This is a genomic window from Erythrobacter sp. JB3-1, assembly GCF_057364995.1.
The window spans coordinates 566,383-587,500 of record NZ_CP200289.1 but is presented as its reverse complement, the minus strand read 5'-3'; the positions used below and the strand labels follow the sequence as shown (position 1 = coordinate 587,500).

The following is a 21,118-nucleotide window of genomic DNA, read 5'->3' as shown; positions in this document are numbered from 1 at the left end:
GGCCCTGATTTGAGGCAACTCTTATCAGGGGGCACAGGCCAGGGGGTAGCGACTGTTTATCAAAAACACAGGACTCTGCTAAGTCGGCTTCAAGACGACGTATAGGGTCTGACGCCTGCCCGGTGCTTGAAGGTTAAGAGGAGGAGTGCAAGCTCCGAATTGAAGCCCAAGTAAACGGCGGCCGTAACTATAACGGTCCTAAGGTAGCGAAATTCCTTGTCGGGTAAGTTCCGACCTGCACGAATGGCGTAACGACTTCCCCACTGTCTCCAGGATATGCTCAGCGAAATTGAATTCTCCGTGAAGATGCGGAGTACCCGCGGTTAGACGGAAAGACCCCGTGCACCTTTACTGCAGCTTTAGAGTGGCATTAGGAAAGAACTGTGTAGAATAGGTGGGAGGCTTTGAAACTTGGGCGCCAGTCCGAGTGGAGCCAACCTGTGAAATACCACCCTGTTGTTTTCTGATGTCTAACCTAGGTCCGTTATCCGGACCAGGGACCCTCTATGGCGGGTAGTTTGACTGGGGCGGTCGCCTCCTAAAGAGTAACGGAGGCGCGCAATGGTATGCTCAGGCCGGTTGGAAACCGGCTGCGAGAGTGCAATGGCATAAGCATGCCTGACTGCGAGACCGACAGGTCGAGCAGAGACGAAAGTCGGTCATAGTGATCCGGTGGTCCCTCGTGGAAGGGCCATCGCTCAACGGATAAAAGGTACGCCGGGGATAACAGGCTGATACTGCCCAAGAGCTCATATCGACGGCAGTGTTTGGCACCTCGATGTCGGCTCATCACATCCTGGGGCTGGAGCAGGTCCCAAGGGTTTGGCTGTTCGCCAATTAAAGTGGTACGTGAGCTGGGTTCAGAACGTCGCGAGACAGTTTGGTCCCTATCTGCCGTGGGCGTCGATACTTGAAAGGAGTTGCCCCTAGTACGAGAGGACCGGGGTGAACATACCTCTGGTGTACCAGTCATTCCGCCAGGAGTGCCGCTGGGTAGCTATGTATGGACGGGATAACCGCTGAAAGCATCTAAGCGGGAAGCCTCCCTTGAGATTAGGTATCATCGAACCGTAGTAGACCACTACGTTGATAGGCTGGGTGTGGAAGCGCAGTAATGCGTGTAGCTAACCAGTCCTAATAGTTCTGTTCGCGCTTGTAGAATCTGCACCATCAACGTCAGCCCTGCGTGGCTTTCATTGATTGGTAGAGAATTTCTCAGGCCAGATACGCCCAAGAACACTAAACCAAGTGCATCGATTTAAACCCGTTTTCCGCAAGCTTCATTGCTTGGTGGTCATAGCGTCTGTGACCCACCCGATCCCATCTCGAACTCGGCCGTGAAACCAGATAGCGCCGATGGTACTATGTCTTAAGGCATGGAAGAGTAGGTCGCTGCCAGGCATTGTAGCTTGCGGATTGCGGGACAAACCCATTCACTAGTCAAAGGGCTGATCCGTCAAGGACAGCCCTTTTGACGTCTCTAACGACGTCAAACGGTGCCGCGGGGTGGAGCAGTCCGGTAGCTCGTCAGGCTCATAACCTGAAGGTCGTTGGTTCAAATCCAACCCCCGCAACCATCGCAAGATTGAAAACCCATGATAACTCAGCCTCATTGTCGCCAGTGGGGCTTTTTGCGTTTGGGCTATGCTGGTAAGCGTTCACGCCGCTTTCGCAAATTGTCGCCATAGTGGTAATGTTCAGTGTGCGAAGAAAAGGGCGGAGCGTTCTTTGCTTAGCTCGACGCGCCGGTCACGTTCAGCTTCCAAGCGATGAGTTGCTCGCGCTAGGCGCTTGACCCGCCTGTCCGCTTGCTATTCAGATGTTGAGGGTGCGCAAATCAGGGTTGCAACAAGCCATGGTGCTTGAGATTCAGACATTCGGGCCGTTCGAGATCCGGCGTCACGGCGCGGCGCTTGAGCTCCCATCCTCCCGTAAGTCGCGCGCTTTGCTGGCTTATCTGGCGATCACAGGCAAAAAGCACTCGCGGCGCGACCTGTGCGAGCTGTTTTGGGACAACACCGATGATCCGCTCGCGGGGCTACGCTGGTCGCTCTCGAAATTGCGGACCCTGCTTAACGCTGACGGATATGAGCCGGTCAATTCCAATCGGGACGAGATGTGGTTCGACGGCAGCCAGGCCCTTTTTGACAAGGACGAGCTGAACGACCTGGGCAATCGTGGCCACAAGACGGAAAAGGAAGCGGACAAGATTTGGAAGGCGACCTCTGGCCTGCCGCTTGCCGATTGCGAACTGCCCAACCAGCCCGACTTTATGACTTGGCTTGAGGGATACCGTCAGGATTATGTGAGGCTGCGCGTAGGTGTGGCCAAACGGTTTGCGCGGGATGGTCAATTGCAATGGCAGACGCGGGACAAATGGGCGGAACGCTGGCTACGCTTGGCACCTTATTCGCGCGGGGCCGCTTTCACCGCATTTGAGACCAAATACCATGCTGCGGGCCGGGCTGCAGCAACAGGGCTAGTCGGCCATTTGCGCAAGACGTTCGCAGAAGCAGACGTCGAGCCACCCGTTTTTGAGCTGACTGAGGAACCTAGCGAAGCGATCGTCACACCGCGCGATTTGCTGGCGCCCGAAGAACAGCAAATTCGTTTTGTTGATAGCGGTGACGGTGTCTCGATCGCCTGGGCCAGTGTGGGTGATGCGGCCAATCCGCCATTGGTGAAAGCGGCCAATTGGCTGAACCATTTGGAGCTGGATTGGGACGCTCCGGTATGGAGCCCTCTGTTCAAAGAGCTATCCAAGTCGCATAATTTCGTACGCTATGATGAGCGCGGGTGCGGCCTGTCCGACTGGGATGTGGACGAGATCACTTTCGACAAATTCGTCGAAGACTTGGAGCGTGTCGTGGACGCCGCTGGGTTGGAGCGTTTCCCTCTGCTGGGGATCAGCCAGGGGGCCGCCGTGTCGATCCGATATGCGGCGCTGCATCCAGAGCGGGTTTCTGAGCTTATCCTGTTCGGCGCCTATGATCAGGGGTGGCGTTTTGATGCAACGCCGGAGCAAGTGCGCGAACGCGAAGCTGTAATGGTATTGACCGAAACCGGATGGGGCATGGACAATCCAGCCTACCGCCACGTTTTCTCGCGCACCTTCATGCCCGATGCGAGCCCGGAAGAGCTCGACTGGTTCGACGAGTTTCAACGCCTCACCACATCGGCAGAAAACGCCGTGCGGTTTCTAGAGGCGTTTTCAACCATCGATGTTCGGGATGACTTGGCGAAGGTGCAGTGTCCCACGCTGGTCGTTCATAGCCGCGGGGACATGCGGATCCCGTTTGCAACAGGGCGATCCATCGCATCACGAATTCCGGGTGCGCAGCCGGCCAGCGTTGAGAGCCAGAATCATCTGCTGTTGGGCCGCGAATCGGCTTCGACCCGATTCGTGGAATTGGTCCAAGATTTTCTGAAATCCGGCTGAAAATCCAAAAAAAGCCCAATTTTCGCAAAAAAAGTGGCCAAAAACGCAAATTACAACGCTTTTTACAACGCTCATTACAACGGTCGCCTGTCATCACCTGTCGTGAAGACGAGGCGCCCTGCCGGTGAGGTGTGGCTGATTGGTTATCGTACGACCCTTCCAATCGGTCACGCCTCATTGGGCCGCTCTCCTATATGGGCAGCAACCAAAAGCGCCTCGTCTTGAATGTGAACAACACACACAAGACAGGGAACATGACAATGAAAAAGACCACTCTACTTTCGACCGCAGCCGCAGCAACGATCGCCGCGCTCAGCTTCCAACCCGCACCTGTGCAGGCCGAGACTTGCCTGCTCGACCGTGATGACGATGGCGTTGTCGATGAAGGAACCGACAATGATGGCGGCGCGGATGGCAATGCGAGTGAAGACACAGCGCTTGCTTGCGGTGTCGGTGCGCAGGCAGGTTCGGGCCGAACAACAGCCCTTGGTGCAAATGCGTCTGCCAATGGCTTTGAAACGACAGCCATCGGCCATGTCGCCAGCGCGAGCGGGCTTAGCTCAACCGCTGTCGGCTCCAGCGCCAATGCGGCGGCAAATGAAGCGGTGGCGCTGGGCAATGCGGCCAGCGCGACGCAGACTGGCGCCATCGCGATTGGCGGCAATGGACTTGATTCAGACCGGCTGGGGGCACAGGCGACGTCGAATAGCGCGGTGGCAATCGGGCTGGATGCAGTCGCAGAAGGCATACAAACCGTCGCGCTTGGCGCAAGGTCTCTTGCTTCCGGGACATTTGGGATAAGTGTCGGTTTGGGCAGCAGTGCAACAGGAGACGGCGCAGCCGCCTTTGGGGCGGGAGCCGACGCAAGCGGCTTGATCTCGCTGGCAGTCGGTTTCAATTCATCCGCGACCGCAACTGGCGCGACCGCTCTCGGCGGAAGCTTTGGATCAGAAGACGGGCCTGGGGCACAAGCAACGGCATTAGGCGCGACAGCCGTAGGGGCAGAGGCTGTGGCCAGCGGCGTCGGCAGCTTTGCCGGCGGCCTCGATACAATTGCATCTGGCTTGGGTTCGATCGCTATTGGCGGAGGCTCTACAGATATCCAGGGTTTGGGTGCCCAGGCCACTGGGGACAGGGCAATCGCATTGGGTCAGGAGGCCGTTGCCAGCGGGTTTTTGAGCTTTGCCGCCGGCAGAACGGCATCCGCTTCAGGATCGGTAAGTGTGGCCTTGGGGGCCGGCGCTGGTGCCACCAGACAAGGTGCGATCGCGCTGGGTTCAAGTGCTTTTGCCGCAGATGAAAATGCAACGGCGATTGGCAATGACGCTCTGGCAACCGCACGAGCTGCCATTGCCCTTGGTAATAGTGCATCAAGTAGTGGCGAGAATGCCATTGCTATCGGCGACCAAGTCGACGCTACCGAGATAGGCTCGATTGCGATTGGCGGTGATGGCGCGGATGGCGATACGCAGGGCGCGCAGGCGACGGCTGCGAATGCCATTGCGCTGGGCGCGGATGCGGTTTCAGGTGGCGAGGGCAGCTTTGCCGGAGCTTCTGGAGCGCAGGCCTTAGGCGCATCGTCGGTTGCGCTGGGTACGGATGCGAGTGCTCAGCAAGACAACGGGATTGCGATTGGTTCAGGCGCGAGTGCAACCCGGGTGAGCGCTTTGGCAGTGGGTACGGGCGCTTTGGCCGAATCGGTGGGCGCAACTGCGCTGGGCGAGGGTGCTGTGGCGCGCGGCGATGATGCCTTTGCACTGGGTAACAGCACCTTTGCTCGCGGCGCGGAGGCAACGGCGATTGGCGGCAATGCCCGTGCAACCATTGCTGGTGCGATTGCTATCGGGGGGAGTTCCCGGGCGCAGGCTGCCGATGCACTGGCGCTAGGCAATGGTGCGTTTGTCAATCAAGAAGGCTCAACTGCGATCGGCGCAGGGGCGACCACAACAGCGGCCAACCAAGTGACGCTGGGCGGTACCGGTTCATCGGTACGCATTGGAGACATTGATGCCAGCACAGCCGCTCAGGTTGGCCCTGTGGATGCGGTGACGGTGGACGCCAACGGCACGCTGGGCCGTCAGAGCGTGGCCACCGCCGCTTCGGTCGACAACGTGCGTGTCGCGCTGAACGCCGTCGCGCAGGTCTCCACCGCGCAGTTTGATGCGCTTAGCGGGCGGGTGCAAGATCTCGATTTCCGTCTTGAAGAGCTGAGTGATAGCACCAGCGGCGGGATCGCGGCTGCTGCTGCACTAGGCAGCGCCATCGCCATGCCGGACAAGGCCTTCACTATCGCAGGCAATATCGCGACCTATCGCGGTCAGCAGGGCTTTGCCGCGAGCTTCACTGGCCGTGTGAGTGACAGCTTTGCGATTGGCGCAGGGGTCGCTGGCAATACGGGTGACGGCTCCGTCGTGGCCCAAGCTGGCGTGGCATTTGGGTTCTGAGCCTAGTTGCAACTCGTAGGCCTGTTCGAATTTCTAGGCCTAAACAAAGGGCGCCTCTTAACGGGGCGCCCTTTCTACCTTCAAAACTACAATTTTGCCAAAACAGGCATTGTCCTATAGCCGCACCCTATGCTCGATCGGATGCATTTTTCAGGCGACTGGCGTGACTATCAGGCGCGTGTTCTTCAGCAGATGCATGACCATCTTGCCGACGACAGGTTGCACGTGGTTGCAGCGCCCGGTGCGGGTAAAACCATTCTTGGGTTGGAGATCGTCCGCAGGCTGGGAAAGCCAGCGCTGGTCTTTGCGCCCAGCCTTGCGATCCGCGATCAATGGCGCGAGCGGTTGTCGCCGTTGTTTATGAGCGCGATTCCGGGCGATGATGAAATTTCGCGCGATCTTTCGGACCCCGCCACGCTGACCCTTTCGACCTATCAATCGCTGGATAGCTTTCGGCGCAGCGACGATCTGACCTCGCTGATTGAGAACCTCAATGCGCATGGGCCATTGACGCTGGTTCTGGATGAGGCGCATCATTTGCGCCGTGCTTGGTGGGATTGCTTGGACCGGCTGCGGCGAGAACTCAAAGACGTCACCATCGTCGCGCTCACCGCGACGCCGCCCTATGATGCGAGCTTTGCCGAGTGGCGCCGTTATGAGGATTTGTGCGGGTCGATCGATTTGGAAATCGGCATTCCAGAGCTGGTCCGCAATGGCGACCTGTGCCCGCATCAAGACCATTTGATTCTATCCGAACCCACCGAAGACGCGCTCGCTTTGCTGGACCGCCGCAGGCAGGCGATTGGCGATTTGCAACGCGGCCTACGCGAAGATGCCGAATTCCTGGATTGGTTGGAGCAGCATCCGTGGATGACGGTTCCTAAGGCGCATATTGAGGCCATACTCGATTCGCCCGAAATGCTCTCGGCGGTGCTGATATTGCTTAGTTCTGCCGGGCGAAAACTCCCCAAAGCGCCGCTGAAGGTGCTCGGAGCGTCAGCGCGTGATTTACCAATGCCTTCTTTGTTCTGGCTGGAGCGGTTGCTCGATGGCTTGTTGGCGCAGAATAAGGACGAGTTTTCGCTTTCCCCTGAACGCCGCAAAACGTTGGAAAACCGTCTCCAGAGGCATGGCCTAATTGAGGGTGGGCGAGCCCGGCTGCGTCACACGCGCTCGGTTTTCCGACTGCTCGCATCCAGCCTGGTGAAACTAGAGAGCATCACCGCTATCGCAGAGGCAGAGGCAGCATCGCTGGGCGATGATCTGCGCATGGTTGTGCTGTCCGATCATATCCGTGCTGGAGAGCTGCCGAAGCACCCTGAGGACGACTTCAAACCGGCCAAGCTGGGCGTTGTACCCATTTTCGAAAGCTTGAGGCGAGCCGGTGTGAACGCTGGCAAGCTGGCGGTTCTCACGGGTAGTCTGGTCATCATACCTCAGCGCGCGGTGGACGCATTGGAGGTGATTGCCGGTGAGCTTGGCCTTGATGCCTCTGACCTGCGAACAAAACCAATCGCAGCCTGTCCCGGCCATTTCGAGCTGCAGGTCTCAGGCGGTAGCAATGCCGACCTGGTGCGCGTGATCACCGCCCTGTTCATGCGCGGAGACATTCGGATTTTGGTGGGGACGCAGTCTTTGCTCGGGCAGGGTTGGGACGCGCCAGCGCTCAACAGTCTGGTCCTCGCCAGCAACACCGCATCTTTCATGCTGTCGAACCAGATGCGGGGGCGCGCCATTCGTATCAATCCGAAAGCGCCCAGCAAGGTCTCGAACATCTGGCATTTGGCCACGCTAGAGCCGGATACTGGTGGGCTGGCAGAAGCGCTGGAGACCTCGCTCAATTGGGGAACATTGAACGATGGAGGCCCGTCGCGCACGTCGGACATCGGCGTGGTTGCCCGCCGGTTCAGAGCGTTTGAGTGCATTCCGAACGGCGCGTCGCACCTTATCGAAAGCGGGCTAGGGCGCCTCGGGCTCAATCCGAGTTTGACGATTGCGCAGCAAAATGCGGCCACTCTGACCTATGCTTCAGACCGAGCTGATATCGCCCAGAAATGGCGAAAATCCTTGGGGGAAGGGGAGGCGCGCTCGCAAGTGCGCGAAACCGCCGCGCCGAATTATGCGCCAAGGGCGCTAAGTTGGTCTGACACGCTGCAGTCGCTGGTGTGGACCGCCACTGGCAGCGCAGGCATTGCGGCGGCGGATCAACTGCGCGGTGTCGCATCGATGGAGGGACTTGGCATTTTTGCGATGGGCGCGCTGGGTGTCGCGACACTCGCTAGTTTGCCGCGCCTAGGGCGCGCGGCGCAGCTCGCATGGCGCAACGGGTCGCTCGAGGGCAGCTTAAGTGAAGTAGCCAGCGCGGTTCTGACCAGCCTGGGCGAGGCGGGGCTTGTGACCGAAAACGAGCTTGAAAAGGCGCAAATTACCGTCCGAACCAGCATTGATGGCCGCAAGGATGTGATCGTGTCTGAAGTCAGCCGATCGACCGAACGGCAAGTAATGGAGGGGATCGCGGAAGTGCTCGGCCCCGTGCAGAACCCGCGCTATCTTTTGGTGCGAAAATCGCGGCTTGGATGGCGGCTGCGCGCAGATTTCCACGCTGTCCCGGCCGCATTGGCTGGGCGTAAGGAAAACGCCGAAGCCTTCGCGAAAATCTGGCGGCAGAAGGTGGCGCGCGGGGAGCTGGTTTTCACCCGCACCGCCGAAGGTCGTCAGGCCTTGCTGCGCGCGCGGATGCGATCATTCGCCGCTGGTTTTCAGCGATCCGTCGACCGGCGTTCTGCCTGGGTTTAACGCCAAATAACTGCTCAGCGATTGGCGGTTAGGCAACTTTCAGCGCTGATGTGTCGTCTTCTTGCGAGCTCTCATGGGCGACCGGTTCAGGACGTCCAAAGTGGAAGCCTTGGAAGCAAGAGCAACCCAGCGCTAGCATGGCTTCGGCTTGGTCTTCTTGCTCAATGCCTTCTGCTGTCACATCAATCTCAAGCGAGCGTGCCAGCGAAACAATGGCGGTCACAACGGCTTGGCTCTTGCGCGAACCAGCGGCGGCAGCCTGAACAAAATCACGGTCAATCTTGATCATCGAGAAGTTCATTTTCTCGATGTAGTTGAGCGACGAATAGCCGCGGCCGAAATCATCGAGCGCGAAGGATACGCCAAGCTCTCGCAGACTCTTAAGCTGAGACTCTAGCTCTTCGTCCATTTCCAGCAGGATGGTCTCGGTAAGCTCCAACAGCAGGCGGTTTGGCGCAAGGCCGCTGGAAGCGAGAGCATCTACCACAGTTGCAAGGAAAGCGCCGGTGGTGAGCTGCAATGATGAGACATTGACCGTGAGTTTGACATGTTCTGGCCAATTCGTCGCTTCAGCGCAGGCTGAACGCAGCATCCAAGCACCAAGCTGTTCGATCAGCAGGGCTTCCTCCGCGATTGGAATGAATACGCTCGGCGGGACAATACCGCGTTCTGGGTGGTTCCAGCGCATCAGGGCCTCATGGCCCATCACTTCGCGGTCAGCGCCGCTGATGATTGGCTGATAAGAGATCGAGAGCTGGCCGTTTTCAAGCGCCGCCGATAGATCGTTTTCAAGGTCTGAGCGATCTTCCAGGCGGTCACGCATGCTCTTGGTGTAGGATACGTGGGTGCCGCGGCCGCGGTGCTTGGCCTCATACAAAGCGAGGTCAGCATTGGTCATCAGCACACTGTCAGATACGCCGCCAGTGATTGCTGTGATACCGATCGATGCACCAACGGCGAGCTCGAAATCACCAACCTGATAGAGTTCTCCGACTTGCGCGATGAGCTTGTCTGCAACTTCGGCCGCTTCTTCAACGCTGGTCGATGGCCGCAGAAACAGGCCGAATTCGTCGCCGCCCAAACGGCCAATGACTGCATCTGAACCGGCAGCATGGCGGAAACGCTCTGCCACTTTTGCCAGCAATTTGTCACCCACCGCGTGGCCGTAAACATCGTTCACTTGCTTGAAGCGATCGAGATCGATCAACATCAGCACGCCTTGCTCGCCGGTTTCTGCGCAGGTTTGAGAGACGCTTTCGAGCTGGCTGCGGAAGTGATCGCGTGAGAACAGGCCGGTTAGGCTGTCGTGCTGCGTCACGTAGGTGAGTTTTTCGTTCGCTGCGCTGATCGCGGCCCGGCTGCGGTTCACTGTGCGCAGGATTAGAAGCGCGACAATAAAGGCCGCGATGACGAGACCGATGACGGCTGAGAGCAGTATCACCTGGTTTTGTGCACTGGTCAGGCGGGCTTCGTTCGCTTCTTTCTCAGCCGATAGCTTTGAAATGCGCAGCTCTCTGTTTTCCGCATCGAAACGAGCGCCCAAGAGAGCGTTGTTGGCAACCGCAGAGAGATCCTGCGCCTGGCCTTCAATCCGGTGGAAGGCGGCCAAGTGATCGGCAGCGAGTTTGTACTCGCCGCGCGCGGAGTAAATCTTGTAAGCGGCATCGTGGAAATCGCGGAACAGCGGAGTGGTTGCATCCAGCTTCTGACCGTCAAATGTGCGGCCAATATAGTCACCTGCGCGGCCTAGATCGCCACGGCTGAGCTCAATCTGTGCGCGCACGCCGTAGAGGAATGGCAGCCATTCTGGCGCTTGGTCATAGGCGATACGAAGACCGCGCGCTGCGGTGTCTTCTGCCGCTGCGTATTGACCGTTCCGGTACTGAGTAGAAGCGATATTGGTGAGGATCCGCGCTTCGAGCAGCGGGCTCGACATTTTGCCAGCAACCGAAAGAGCCTGACGAAACTCGTCTTCGGCCTCTTCCAACCGGTCGAGCTGTTTCAGCGCGTTGCCGGTGTTGTTGTGCGCCGATAGGGCGAGGGCATTGTCTTCTGGAAAAGCCTCACCCGCCTGACGGTAATAGCCGAGCATCCGCTCATAATCTCGTGCGTCTGAATAGAGCGAACCGATGTTTTGCAGCACAATTGCGCGGCTGCGGTTTTCACCCAGCGCCTTATAACGCTCATCTGCTTCGAGGAAGAATGACAGCGCCTCGCCATATTCAGCCTGGCGTGCTTTATAAGAGGCTTGTGAGCGCAGCAGATCGGCGTGCAGCTTGTCACCAGGGAAGCTCTTGGCCACTTCGGTGAGCGCAGAGGCGATGATCGCTTGCGCCTCATCGCCGCGATTGAGCCGCATCAAGGCCTCGCCCTCGAGCCATTGCGCGGTCAAGCGTGACTTGTTTTCAGCTTGGGTGTCGCCGGAGACGAGTTCTTTGGCTTCGCGCGCTAGCTTTAGCGCCTGCGCGGAATCGCCCATCATCAGGGATTTGGCCTCAGCAATCGTCTCTTCGAATGCGTCAGCAGCAGGGGCAGCGGCAGTTGCCGCGGCGGTTACCGGCATGGCGAGAGCTAATGCAGCCGCGATCAGCGCGGCCCATCCTTTGATCCATCTGCCCATGTTAGTCCCCTATTTCCCCGTTCCGCCTCGATAGTTTCCTTCAAGGTCGGATTATTTGCCGTATCGGATTAGAACCGCAGGCCGACACTCGCGCCGAGCACGTAGCTGCGGCGGTCATCCCCGTCCCCATCGCTGATGTAGCGACCGAACAATCCTAATTCCGACGACTTGTTTAGCGGCGTTGCGTAAACAATTTCCCCTGTCATGCGGCGTTTTGTTTCGATGCCGATGGATTGGGTCACAAAACCCAATTCGCCGGTCTCGCGATCGATGACCTGTTCCGAGGTAAATTCCAGCTCACCAGATTCCACATTTAGCGGCTGGCCGACCGAAACACGCAGCACATCATTGCTGCCTATTAGGCCGCGCTTGTTCATCGTGATCTGGCCAGCGGTGCTGGTGATACGATTGCTGTTGGCGAAGAATTGGCCGCCCGCAGCGTCGGTGCCAGCACCGGTTGCAGACAGGTCGAATGAGAAGCCTTGGCCAAGATTGACGCTGGCAGAAATGGTCACTGCGTTGGTCTTTGAGCCATTGCCGAGGAATTCGTCAGAAGATGTTTGCACACCCAGCAGCGCGTCATCCTCGCGCAGGTTGGTCCATTGAACGTTGAGGGAGACATTGTCTGTCACCTTCTGCTCAACGCCGAGGGTCATGGCGCGCGCTTCGCGGGCACCAAGGTTGCGCTGAATTTCACGCTGCAGTTCCGACACACTTGAGATGTCTTGCCAGTCTTCGCGTTCCTCGCTGAAACCAGCAGTGATCGTGGTCGAAGGCGTTGGCTTGAAGCTCGCAGAACCAAAGACTTCGCCCGATGCCAGGCCCAAAATAGGGTTCACACCGCCAACATGCTGATCGTGATCACTGATCAAGCCGAAACGTTGGCCGGTCAGCGAAAGCGCGCCTTGGCCATGACCCACAGTGAAAGAGAACTTTCCGCTAGGGTCAGACAGGCTGGCTGCGGTGTGGACAGGATCATAAGTGCCCGCATCGGTCAGACGCGGTGCGATCATGTCGTAACGCAGGGTCCATGCGCCCCGGGTTGGAGCAACAGCGGATGTGACCTGGGTCACGCCAATTGTGCCGTCTCCGTCTTTGTCGGCGCCTTTGCTGAGCAGCCATTTCTCAAACCGGCCTCTGATAAAGTCCTGGAAGCGTTGCTCACCACGCCCAAGCACATCGGTGGTGCCGCCATAAGTGAAGGACGATACCGGAATAGCAAAATCGCGGTATGTGTTGCCGATCTGCTCAATCGCAGTGATGAACACCCCATCAGTTTCCCAATGCTGCGGGATGCCCGCGCCAAGCAGCTCGCCCACGGGAGTGATGACAGGCACATTGATATTGCCAATTTTCCGGTGCGTTTTGAATGTCAGCGCACCAAAATCGAGTGGCGATTGCGATGCGGCAACGTCCAGCAGGCCGTGGCCGTAAACTTCGTCAACGCCAGGTGCGCCCAGATCCTGTGCAGAACGGAAGATGATCTCAGCGGTCTCTTCTGGATTGCGTGCGAGCCAAGTCCAGCGATCGTGCAGCAATGAAATCGCGCCCGATACCAGAGGAGCCGCAAAAGAGGTGCCCGAACGGCGGAGCACGCCGCCTTCGCCGTCTGAGACAAGGATCAATTCACCCGGTGCAACAACCGTACGATTGTAAAGCTCATTGCCAGCCTCACATACCCCATTGTTCAGTAGGCAGGCGCTGCCCGGACTATTGGAGAAGCTTGAGATTTCCCCATTCAGGCCAAGCGAACCGACCAGAATGAAGGTCGTGTCGCTGGAATAGTCCCAATCAATGTCCGCTGTTTGCGTAATGCCATCATTACCCGCAGCGACGACATAGGTGGTTTCATGATTGTAGCGTCTCAGGTGAGTGCTGTTCAGCACATCAGCCAAGCCTTGCGAGACCGCCCAACCGCTCTCGCCCAGCGAGAGGTTTACAACACTGACGTATCCGGTTTCGTTGCCGCCAACATAGGCATAGAGAAGCTCTTCAATGCCTTGCTGTACGGCATCCCAAGTCGCGGTGTTATCCGCATCAAATGGGTTGTAGGTAGCGAGCTGTGCCTGCGGCGCGATGCCCAAAATGCCTTCGCCGTCATGCGCAGCGGCAATCAGGCTAGCTACGCCTGCGCCGTGGCCGTTAACCGAGGTCGCACCGCCGCCTGACCAGGCAATGTTGTCAGCAAGGTCTGCATCAGCGGCAAAGCTGCCATCAATAACTCCGATAACCGCCTGCCGGCCTGAACCTTGAATCTGCGTGATTGACGGGGTCCAGTTGATCGTATTCATCCAATGATCGACATGATCGATTCCGGAATAGCCCATCAGGCTGTCGTGCCAGTCGAGGAAGAATGCAGCGCGATCATTGGATGATTTGCCAGCGAGTGAAACCTTATCGTTCAGATCCACGCCGTGGCGCGCCAGAACTTCGGTGACGAAATCATCGCGGAACGAACCGCCGGTTTCGGCTTCATAAGCTGCGCCAAATTGAGCCTCAGCCTGATCGATCAGTGTGCCGAGCGCATTTAGGATCCGGTCAGGTGTGCCGTCGTACACGGGTCTAAACTGCCCGTCAGTCAGCGTCCTATAGCGTAAAGAACCCCAGATTTCGTCCGCGTTGGCCATGTGCGCGCTGTTTTCTGCCCAGAATTCACCCAGCAGTTTCAGATTGGTCGCGTCGAAAGCGCCGATATCGCCATAGAAGGCATCAATATCACCCCAGAATGCGCCAATGTCGCCGTAGAATGGGCTGATGTCTCCGTAAAACGGATTGATGTCGCCATAGAAGGCGCCGATGTCACCATAGAACGGGTTAATGTCGCCGTAGAATGCATCAATATCCCCGTAGAATGCGCCAATGTCGCCGTAGAAAGGATTGATGTCGCCGTAGAATGGATCGATGCTTCGCAGCGTCACGCGGCCTGTGTTTGCGCTGAGAGTGGCGTTAACGATTGGAGCGGCTGCTGGACGAACTGTGTTGATGGCCGCGTTGATTGGAGACGCGGTGACAACAGTGCCTGTGGCTTGATCCGATGACCAAGCGGCGAATGCTGGCGAGCTAAGGATGTCCTGCGCTGCTGTGTCGACGTTTGATGGCAACAGGCTCTGCGTGCTAGCCGCCAGCTCACTCGCAAGAACGAGGTCTTTCTCATCCAAAACAGGAAGTTCGTCGACCGTTTGATCTTGCGCATAGGCAGGGGCTGCGAGCGATGCCGCTATCGCAATCCCAGCAACTCCTGATGCAAACTTGGTAGCCATTCTATTCATCCAATCAATCATTCGGCGTGCAGACACGCCTTCGTGATGCATGAATTACAGAGGGGCAGTTGGACTTGGATTGATGTGAATGGTTAAAATATTAACAAGTCCCAAGGCCTTCGAGACGGTCGCGCTTGTGGACGAGAATCGCCAGATCGGCTGAGGCGCGCCGTCGCAGCGGTAAATTTTGAGTAAACTCCGCTCTTGGCGATCGCCGACAGGAAAAATTAATCCGCATTAAGTTTAACGCCAAACGCGTTGAATGTTGGCTTCGACGAATCGTAATGGCGGCTTACAGATCGCCAAAAAGGGCTAGTGGAAGCGGCTTGAGGCTCTCTATTTGGAGCGGTGTCCAAGCGGGAAAATTAGCGGGATCTCTTTCCCCGAAAGGGGTTAGCCAGCGCGAACGCGGGTTAGAAACGCCTGAACATGCTCTTTGAGGCTGCCGGCCTGTTCCTCGAGGTCTGTGGCGCTGGTCAGCACTTGGCTGGCAGCGGTTCCAGTTGAAAGAGACAATTCACGCACGTCTGAAATGTGGCTTGATACCTGATCGGTTCCGCGAGCAGCCATATCAATACTGCGAGCAAGGTCTTGACCAGCAACGGATTGCTGATCGACTGCGCTGGCAATTGAGACTGCGGTGCTTTCCAGGTCACGGACCTGACCAGCAATCGCCCGTAACGCGTTGACGCTGGCGCCAGTGGTGTCTTGCATGGCGCTGATTTGCGCCGCGACTTCTTCGGTCGCGCGGCTGGTCTGCATGGCCAGTTCTTTGACTTCACTGGCAACCACGGCGAAGCCGCGTCCTGCTTCGCCGCCCCGTGCCGCCTCAATCGAGGCGTTAAGGGCAAGAAGATTGGTGCGCTGCGCAATCGTCTGGATCAACTCAACCACTTGGCCGACTTGCTCAGCAGAGGCTGAAAGTTCTGAAATGGTCGTGTCGGCCTCTTTGGTGGCATCGGTCGCCAGGCGTGCGAGCTCGCTTGAAGAGGTCGCTTGGCGGCTGATCTCGCCAATCGACAGGGCGAATTCGTCACTCGCTGCCGCGGCCGCTGTGGCGCCTGAATTGGCTTCTTTCATGCTTTGCACGACTTCGCTGGTGCGCTGGCTCGATTGCTCAGCAGAAGAGGCCATTTGGGACGCCGTAACCTGCAATTGGCTGGACGCAGCGGCCACGCCTTGGACAACATCGCCAACCGTGTGCTCAAACTGCTTGGCAAGCTCACTGAGCATTTCTGCCTTACGCTTCTCGTTTTCGACGCGCTCTTGCTCGCGATCCTTTTGCTCTTGGATCTGCTCTTCGGCACGCTTCGCTCGTTCACGGCCCCAAATTTCCATTTGGCGGTTGGCGCGTTTGAACAGCTCTAGCGATTTCGCCATGTCCCCAATCTCATCGCCCCGGTGGTGACCGTGTACATCGAAATTGGGGTCCCCCTTAGCCAGGCGGTTCATGCCATCAGTGATGTCTGAGATGCTATGACCAATGCTGTGCGACATATAACGCAGACCGAGTAGCAGGATCAGCACTGCAAAACACCCGAGTGCGATGACGACCCCGATCATTGTGAAAAAGTGGTCTACCGCGGTTTGGCGTACCTGCCCGCCGTAAGCCGCTAGATCGATTGCGAACCTTTGCGAGTCTGCAAATAGCGTATCGCCTTGATCCGAAAGCTCATAGGAGAGCGCGATCGAAGCTTCGCTGCGCCCTTCGCGTTCTAGACTCTGGCGCAGTTCCTCGAATGTAGAGTTATAGGTTACTAAATCTGTCTGAATTTGGTTCAGCTGATCGGCCATTCCCGAGGCGTGCATTGTGATCACGCTATCAATTTGGGCAATGTGTGCTTGCGCAGCTTCGTAACTGTCGCGCTGCCGCTCTAAGGCGATAGCTTCACCGCCAAAGATATAACGGACAGAATTGTAGCGCAGTTCTCCTGTGGTTCCGCGCAAATCAACCGACGCTAGTACGGCGTCGTTGATTTCACTGTTTGTCTCGCTGCTCTTCCACTGCTCTGCTATCTCGACACCAAGCACCACAGCCATAGCAAAGCAAACTGCGAAGAATATGCCGAAAACAGCCTTAATTTTGCCAGCGATCCGCAAGTTGCGAAACCACGCAATTCTGTCGAGGAGGAAATTGTTAGTTTGATTGGTGGAATGGTCGAGGTTCGCAATTTCTTCTGCGATCTCTGTTTCCATCTTGCGCGCAAACTCAGGCATCGCGAGCTGCGTGAGCTCATCCTGCTGCGTCATCATGTTCATTTCAGAAATTCCCACCTCAGATCGTCGTCGGGACATTTTCTGAACGAAAATCCTTTATAAATCCTTCATTGAAGGGTTCGAGGTTAAATTATTTGAAAATGAATATGCAAAATAATAGTATTCGTGCTAATCTATACTAACCAATACAATTAAATTGTTAGAGGTAGTGGGGGTTATGCTGCGGCCTCATCATTAAAATCAGCTTTGTTTTCAGCATCTTCTTTTGGGGGCGTAAGCAATCCTGCAATCTCGCCAGCTGGCATGGCTTTGTAATAGAGCCAGCCTTGAATTTGATCACATCCGGCCGTGCGAACCAAATCAGCTTGAGCTGTCGTTTCTACGCCTTCTGCGGTCACTTCCATCTTCAGAGCGCGGGCGACAGCAATACTCGAAAGCATCATCGCACGGCTGCCTTCGTCATCGCCGGCTTGGACCACAAGACTGCGGTCGAGCTTCAGCTTCTCAAACCGGAACTGGCGCAGGAAGCCAATTGACGCGTAGCCGGTGCCGAAATCATCAAGCGCCACATTGACGCCAAACCCGCGAATGACATCCAGCGTGCGCTCAGCCACAATCGGGTCAAGCACAAGGCAGGTCTCAGTGATTTCAAGCTCGAGGCGCTGCGGTGGGAAGCCGCTTTCCTCAAGAATTTGGCCCAATTGGATTGGGAATTCGGGGTTGCGCAATTGAGCCGCTGAAATATTCACAGACAGCTTTAATTCGCCCCACGGGAGCGCGTCAGTGACGGCTTGGCGAAGTACCCAAAGGCCAATCGCATTGATCAGGCCGGATTCTTCCGCAACCGGGATGAAGACGTTCGGGCCGATGTTTTCCCCGTCTGGGCGATTCCAGCGCAGGAGCGATTCCACCGCTACGATCTTGCCATCGTCCGCATTGACCAAGGGTTGGTAAGCCAATGCAAATTCGCCCTCGGCAAGCGCCTTGCGAAGCCCTTCGTCCAGTTCACGCACGGCTTCACGGCGACGGTCGAAGTTCTCACTGAACCACGTACAGCGCATTTTTCCGCCGCGTTTCGACATGAACATTGCGACGTCGCTGCGACGCATCAGCTCTGACGATTCTATCGGATCATCGCCGGTACAGCGAGCCAGGCCAATGCTGGCGCCAACTGGAATGCGGCGATCACCGATAGCCAATGGCTTGGCCAATTGCTCCAGAACGGTGCGCGACATGCCTTCCAGAATGGTGCCCGCGACTTCGCCCACCATGAGGATTGCAAATTCATCGCCACTCAAACGATAGCAACGCGCCTCAGGCTCGCTGGCGGACCGCAAAATGTCGGAGCATTTTTGGATCAGTTGATCGCCAACAGAATGACCAAAGTGATCATTGACCTGCTTGAAGCTATCCAAATCGATAATGGCCACAGCAACTTCAGTCGGCGTGCGCAGTGCATCGTCGATGTCTTGGTGCAGGGCACGCCGATTGGGCGGCTGGCTTAGCGTATCGGTTGTTGTCATTGCCTCCAGCTCGCGGGCCTGCATAAGACCAAGGCGGCTGAGCAGGAAGATGGTCGCAGCGTAAACGAGGATCCCAGCGATCACCAGGCTGGAGGGTGAGCGGAACTCAATATCGTCGCTGATGATGACTATGAGTGAAATTGCGCCAAAGATAAGTGACAAAATTACGAATGGTGCCACCACCATCGTAGACGGCGTGAGCCGCAAAGTTGTCAATCTGTTTAGCACCAAAATTTCCCCGTCTTGCGCTCTGTGGCGCTTTTTTGCGAATGCCTTTGCTAAGGGGAATTAACTAAAGAAGAGTAAATTGCCATTTATCGAAGCGTTTGAAAAATAACAGTTTTGTTGTTAAGTTTTGTAAAGCCCGGACGATAAACGAAAATTTTCGCTTACTTTGATCACGGCGCAGGCAGCGCTTGGCTTACCCGGTTGCGGACATGCGCAAAGCCTGCGAGCTTGCGTGGACCGGGCTGTAGATGCTTGCGCGGTCTGAAATTGGCGCAAACGCATCGGTCTGACCAACCACGGTTTCTCCGGCACCCAGCATCAAAAAGCCGTCCGGTGCCAGCGCGCTGCGCAGGCGTTCAAAGGCTGCCTGACGCGTGACCGGATCAAAATACAGCAGCACATTGCGGCACAAAACCAAGTCAAAGCTCTGCCGGTTTGGTGGCTCTTTGAGGACATTGTGCTGTTGAAAGCGGGTGTAAGCCAGCACGTCATCGTGAAGCTGCCAACCGGTGCTGGTCTCATCAAAATGGCGCAGCATTTGTGCAACGCTGAGGCCGCGCTGGACTTCGAACTGAGTGTAGCTGCCGCTGCGTGCAGTTGCTATCGCGCTATGCGAAATGTCCGTACCCAGAATTTCGATAGTCCAATCGTGCCAGCGCGCCGCTTGCTCGGCAAACATCATCGCAATCGAGTGCACTTCCTGCCCGGTTGAACAGCCAGCGCTCCAGATGGAAAGGCGCTTGGTCGCCGCGCGCTTCTCTGCCAGCTCTGGCAGAACACTCTCGGGCAGCTGATCGAAGGTCGGCTTGTCTCGGTAAAAATAGGTTTCGTTGTTGAGCAGCGCCTCGACCACGCTTTGAGCAAGGCTTTCCTGGCCCCGGTCCGCCAGCAGGCAAACCAATTGGTCGATATTGCTGATACCATGTTCGCGGAATACGCCAGACAATGCCGTCCCGACCCGCCATCTGCGGCTTTCGGTCAGGTGCTGTCCAGTGTGCGCCGCCAAAAGGTCCGCGATAATCTGGTGGGAGGCTTCGCTTACTTCCATGCCGCAGCATCCACGCGCGCCGGGCCAGCAAGGGCGATCATCGCCTCGCGCAGTTCTTCAGGTGTTCCGACTAGGCTGGTCAAGCCAGCTTTGGTGACGGCACCCGGCATTCCCCAAACGGCGCTGGTGTCGGCGTTTTGTGCAAAGATGATGCCGCCATTCTTGTGCAGGGTCTCGGCGCCATTGGCACCGTCTCTTCCCATGCCGGACAAGATGATGGCGAGGGCTTGACCGCCGCATACATCCGCAATGCTATCCAACATAGGATCGACAGACGGCATACAGCCACTACGCGCTGGGGCGCTGGATGTCTTGGTGATCAGACGGTCGCCGCTGCGACGCAGCGTCATGTGGCCATGACCTGGTGCGACAGCAATTTCGCCTGGTGTGATAACGGTGCCTTCTTCCGCGACAGTCGTCTTGCGTCCGCATGCGACCTCGATTTGGCGCGCGAAAACTGGGATGAAGGATGCAGGGAGATGCTGAGTAATCAGGATCGGCAGGTCGAAACTTGTCGGCAAGTCGCGCAGCAATAGATTGAGCGCGTGAATGCCGCCGGTCGAGGCCCCAATAGCGAGCAATTCGGGGCGCTTTTTCGCTGGCGCAACTTTGCGTTTCGCGGGTTCTTGGGCTGCAGCCTTCGCAGGCGCTGCGTCCGTGCATTCGCCTTCGTGGCTCCCCAGAGCTTTGATCTTGCTGAGCAATTGCTCGCGATATTCGTCGTTAAAGCCGCCCGGGCGCGGTTTGAGCATCGTGTCGGCAGCGCCCATAGAAAGGGCGGCCATGGTATGCTCTGCGCCGTCTTGTGTCAGCGAAGATACGACCAAGACTTGTGTGTCTTTAGCGGTCTTGAGAATTTCTGGCAGGGCATCAAGCCCGCCCATGCCTGGCATTTCCAGGTCGAGTAAAATCACGTCAGCGTGGGTTGTCTTAAGCTGAGCGATCGCGCGTTCAGCGCTGCTCGCAGTGCCGGCGATCGACATTGCCTGGTCACTTTCAACCATCCGCTTGAAAACGGTGCGTACCGTCAGCGAATCGTCGACGATCATCACTTCGACAGGCGCGCTACCAGAGCTATTGCTTGGCGGTGTCCTGCGCAAAGGGCGTTTGGATATGGGCGAGTGTGCGCTCACGCGAATCCAACCGGCTGCAGTTTGATCTGAAGAGTTTCGTGATCAAACGGCTTCATGACATATTCGTCAGCGCCAGCTTGGATTGCCTCGCGAATGTGCGCGACATCATTTTCGGTGGTGCAGAACACGACCTTAGGTTTGTCACCATCCGGGCGCTTGCGCAGCTGCGTGATGAACTCAATACCAGTCATAACCGGCATGTTCCAATCGAGCAGCACCACATCGGGCATTTGCTCATCGCAGCGATCAAGCCCCATCTGGCCATTTTCTGCCTCGTCCACGACGAAACCTAGGGTCTCAAGAATATGTCTTGAGACCTTTCGGATTACCCGTGAATCGTCAACTATCAGGCACGTTTTCATAAGGACCCCTGTTGTTCCTTCGTTGTTGCTTACGCCCCACCCGTAAGT

10 protein-coding genes, 1 tRNA gene and 2 rRNA genes (1 of these 13 cut by a window edge) are annotated in these 21,118 nt (G+C 57.0%); 6 read left to right on the top strand and 7 right to left on the bottom strand.

From position 1 onward, the window contains the following. From AC0V6M_RS02805 to AC0V6M_RS02780, 6 genes are all read left to right on the top strand, one after another. A 23S ribosomal RNA gene (locus AC0V6M_RS02805) occupies nucleotides 1–1,158 on the top strand (it extends 1,632 nt beyond the left edge of the window). A 128-nt stretch (nucleotides 1,159–1,286) separates the two neighbouring features. After that, nucleotides 1,287–1,401: ribosomal RNA gene (gene rrf, locus AC0V6M_RS02800) — 5S ribosomal RNA — on the top strand. A 99-nt stretch (nucleotides 1,402–1,500) separates the two neighbouring features. Beyond that, a tRNA-Met gene (locus AC0V6M_RS02795) sits at nucleotides 1,501–1,577 on the top strand. A 278-nt stretch (nucleotides 1,578–1,855) separates the two neighbouring features. Continuing rightward, nucleotides 1,856–3,439 carry a bifunctional AfsR/SARP family transcriptional regulator/alpha/beta hydrolase gene (locus AC0V6M_RS02790; RefSeq protein WP_486137353.1) on the top strand — a complete coding sequence of 528 codons (1,584 nt, stop codon included), beginning with the start codon at nucleotides 1,856–1,858 and terminating at the stop codon, nucleotides 3,437–3,439. Nucleotides 3,440–3,699: 260 nt separating this feature from the next. After that, nucleotides 3,700–5,883, top strand: a complete 2,184-nt coding sequence (locus tag AC0V6M_RS02785; RefSeq protein WP_486137352.1) for a hypothetical protein — start codon at nucleotides 3,700–3,702, stop codon at nucleotides 5,881–5,883. 129 nt (nucleotides 5,884–6,012) lie between these two features. Continuing rightward, complete coding sequence (locus tag AC0V6M_RS02780) at nucleotides 6,013–8,679, top strand: DEAD/DEAH box helicase family protein (protein WP_486137351.1); 2,667 nt, start codon at nucleotides 6,013–6,015, stop codon at nucleotides 8,677–8,679. A 28-nt stretch (nucleotides 8,680–8,707) separates the two neighbouring features. On the opposite strand, the gene AC0V6M_RS02775 is transcribed toward AC0V6M_RS02780, so the two are convergent. The 7 genes from AC0V6M_RS02775 to AC0V6M_RS02745 form a co-directional block, all read right to left on the bottom strand. After that, nucleotides 8,708–11,299, bottom strand: a complete 2,592-nt coding sequence (locus tag AC0V6M_RS02775) for a putative bifunctional diguanylate cyclase/phosphodiesterase (RefSeq protein ID WP_486137350.1) — start codon at nucleotides 11,297–11,299, stop codon at nucleotides 8,708–8,710. Between the two features lie 68 nt (nucleotides 11,300–11,367). Further along, nucleotides 11,368–14,559, bottom strand: a complete 3,192-nt coding sequence (locus tag AC0V6M_RS02770; RefSeq protein ID WP_486137348.1) for a S8 family peptidase — start codon at nucleotides 14,557–14,559, stop codon at nucleotides 11,368–11,370. Nucleotides 14,560–14,952: 393 nt separating this feature from the next. Next, nucleotides 14,953–16,818 carry a methyl-accepting chemotaxis protein gene (locus AC0V6M_RS02765; protein WP_486137346.1) on the bottom strand — a complete coding sequence of 622 codons (1,866 nt, stop codon included), beginning with the start codon at nucleotides 16,816–16,818 and terminating at the stop codon, nucleotides 14,953–14,955. Nucleotides 16,819–16,991: 173 nt separating this feature from the next. Then, nucleotides 16,992–18,461 carry a putative bifunctional diguanylate cyclase/phosphodiesterase gene (locus AC0V6M_RS02760; protein WP_486137345.1) on the bottom strand — a complete coding sequence of 490 codons (1,470 nt, stop codon included), beginning with the start codon at nucleotides 18,459–18,461 and terminating at the stop codon, nucleotides 16,992–16,994. A 259-nt stretch (nucleotides 18,462–18,720) separates the two neighbouring features. Next, a complete protein-coding gene (locus tag AC0V6M_RS02755) occupies nucleotides 18,721–19,575 on the bottom strand; it encodes a CheR family methyltransferase (protein WP_486137344.1) in 855 nt (284 codons plus the stop codon). Beyond that, on the bottom strand, nucleotides 19,566–20,708 hold the full coding sequence (cheB, locus tag AC0V6M_RS02750; RefSeq protein WP_486137343.1) for a chemotaxis-specific protein-glutamate methyltransferase CheB: 1,143 nt from the start codon (nucleotides 20,706–20,708) through the stop codon (nucleotides 19,566–19,568). Before cheB ends, AC0V6M_RS02755 begins: the two co-directional genes overlap by 10 nt. Beyond that, a complete protein-coding gene (locus AC0V6M_RS02745) occupies nucleotides 20,705–21,070 on the bottom strand; it encodes a response regulator (protein ID WP_486137342.1) in 366 nt (121 codons plus the stop codon). Before AC0V6M_RS02745 ends, cheB begins: the two co-directional genes overlap by 4 nt. Nucleotides 21,071–21,118 lie beyond the last annotated feature (48 nt).

Coding starts and splice junctions, on each gene's coding strand:
- AC0V6M_RS02790 (WP_486137353.1), top strand. CDS start 1,856: ATGGTGCTTGAGATTCAGACATTCGGGCCGTTCGAGATCCGGCGTCAC.
- AC0V6M_RS02785 (WP_486137352.1), top strand. CDS start 3,700: ATGAAAAAGACCACTCTACTTTCGACCGCAGCCGCAGCAACGATCGCC.
- AC0V6M_RS02780 (WP_486137351.1), top strand. CDS start 6,013: ATGCTCGATCGGATGCATTTTTCAGGCGACTGGCGTGACTATCAGGCG.
- AC0V6M_RS02775 (WP_486137350.1), bottom strand. CDS start 11,299: ATGGGCAGATGGATCAAAGGATGGGCCGCGCTGATCGCGGCTGCATTA.
- AC0V6M_RS02770 (WP_486137348.1), bottom strand. CDS start 14,559: ATGGCTACCAAGTTTGCATCAGGAGTTGCTGGGATTGCGATAGCGGCA.
- AC0V6M_RS02765 (WP_486137346.1), bottom strand. CDS start 16,818: ATGAACATGATGACGCAGCAGGATGAGCTCACGCAGCTCGCGATGCCT.
- AC0V6M_RS02755 (WP_486137344.1), bottom strand. CDS start 19,575: ATGGAAGTAAGCGAAGCCTCCCACCAGATTATCGCGGACCTTTTGGCG.
- AC0V6M_RS02745 (WP_486137342.1), bottom strand. CDS start 21,070: ATGAAAACGTGCCTGATAGTTGACGATTCACGGGTAATCCGAAAGGTC.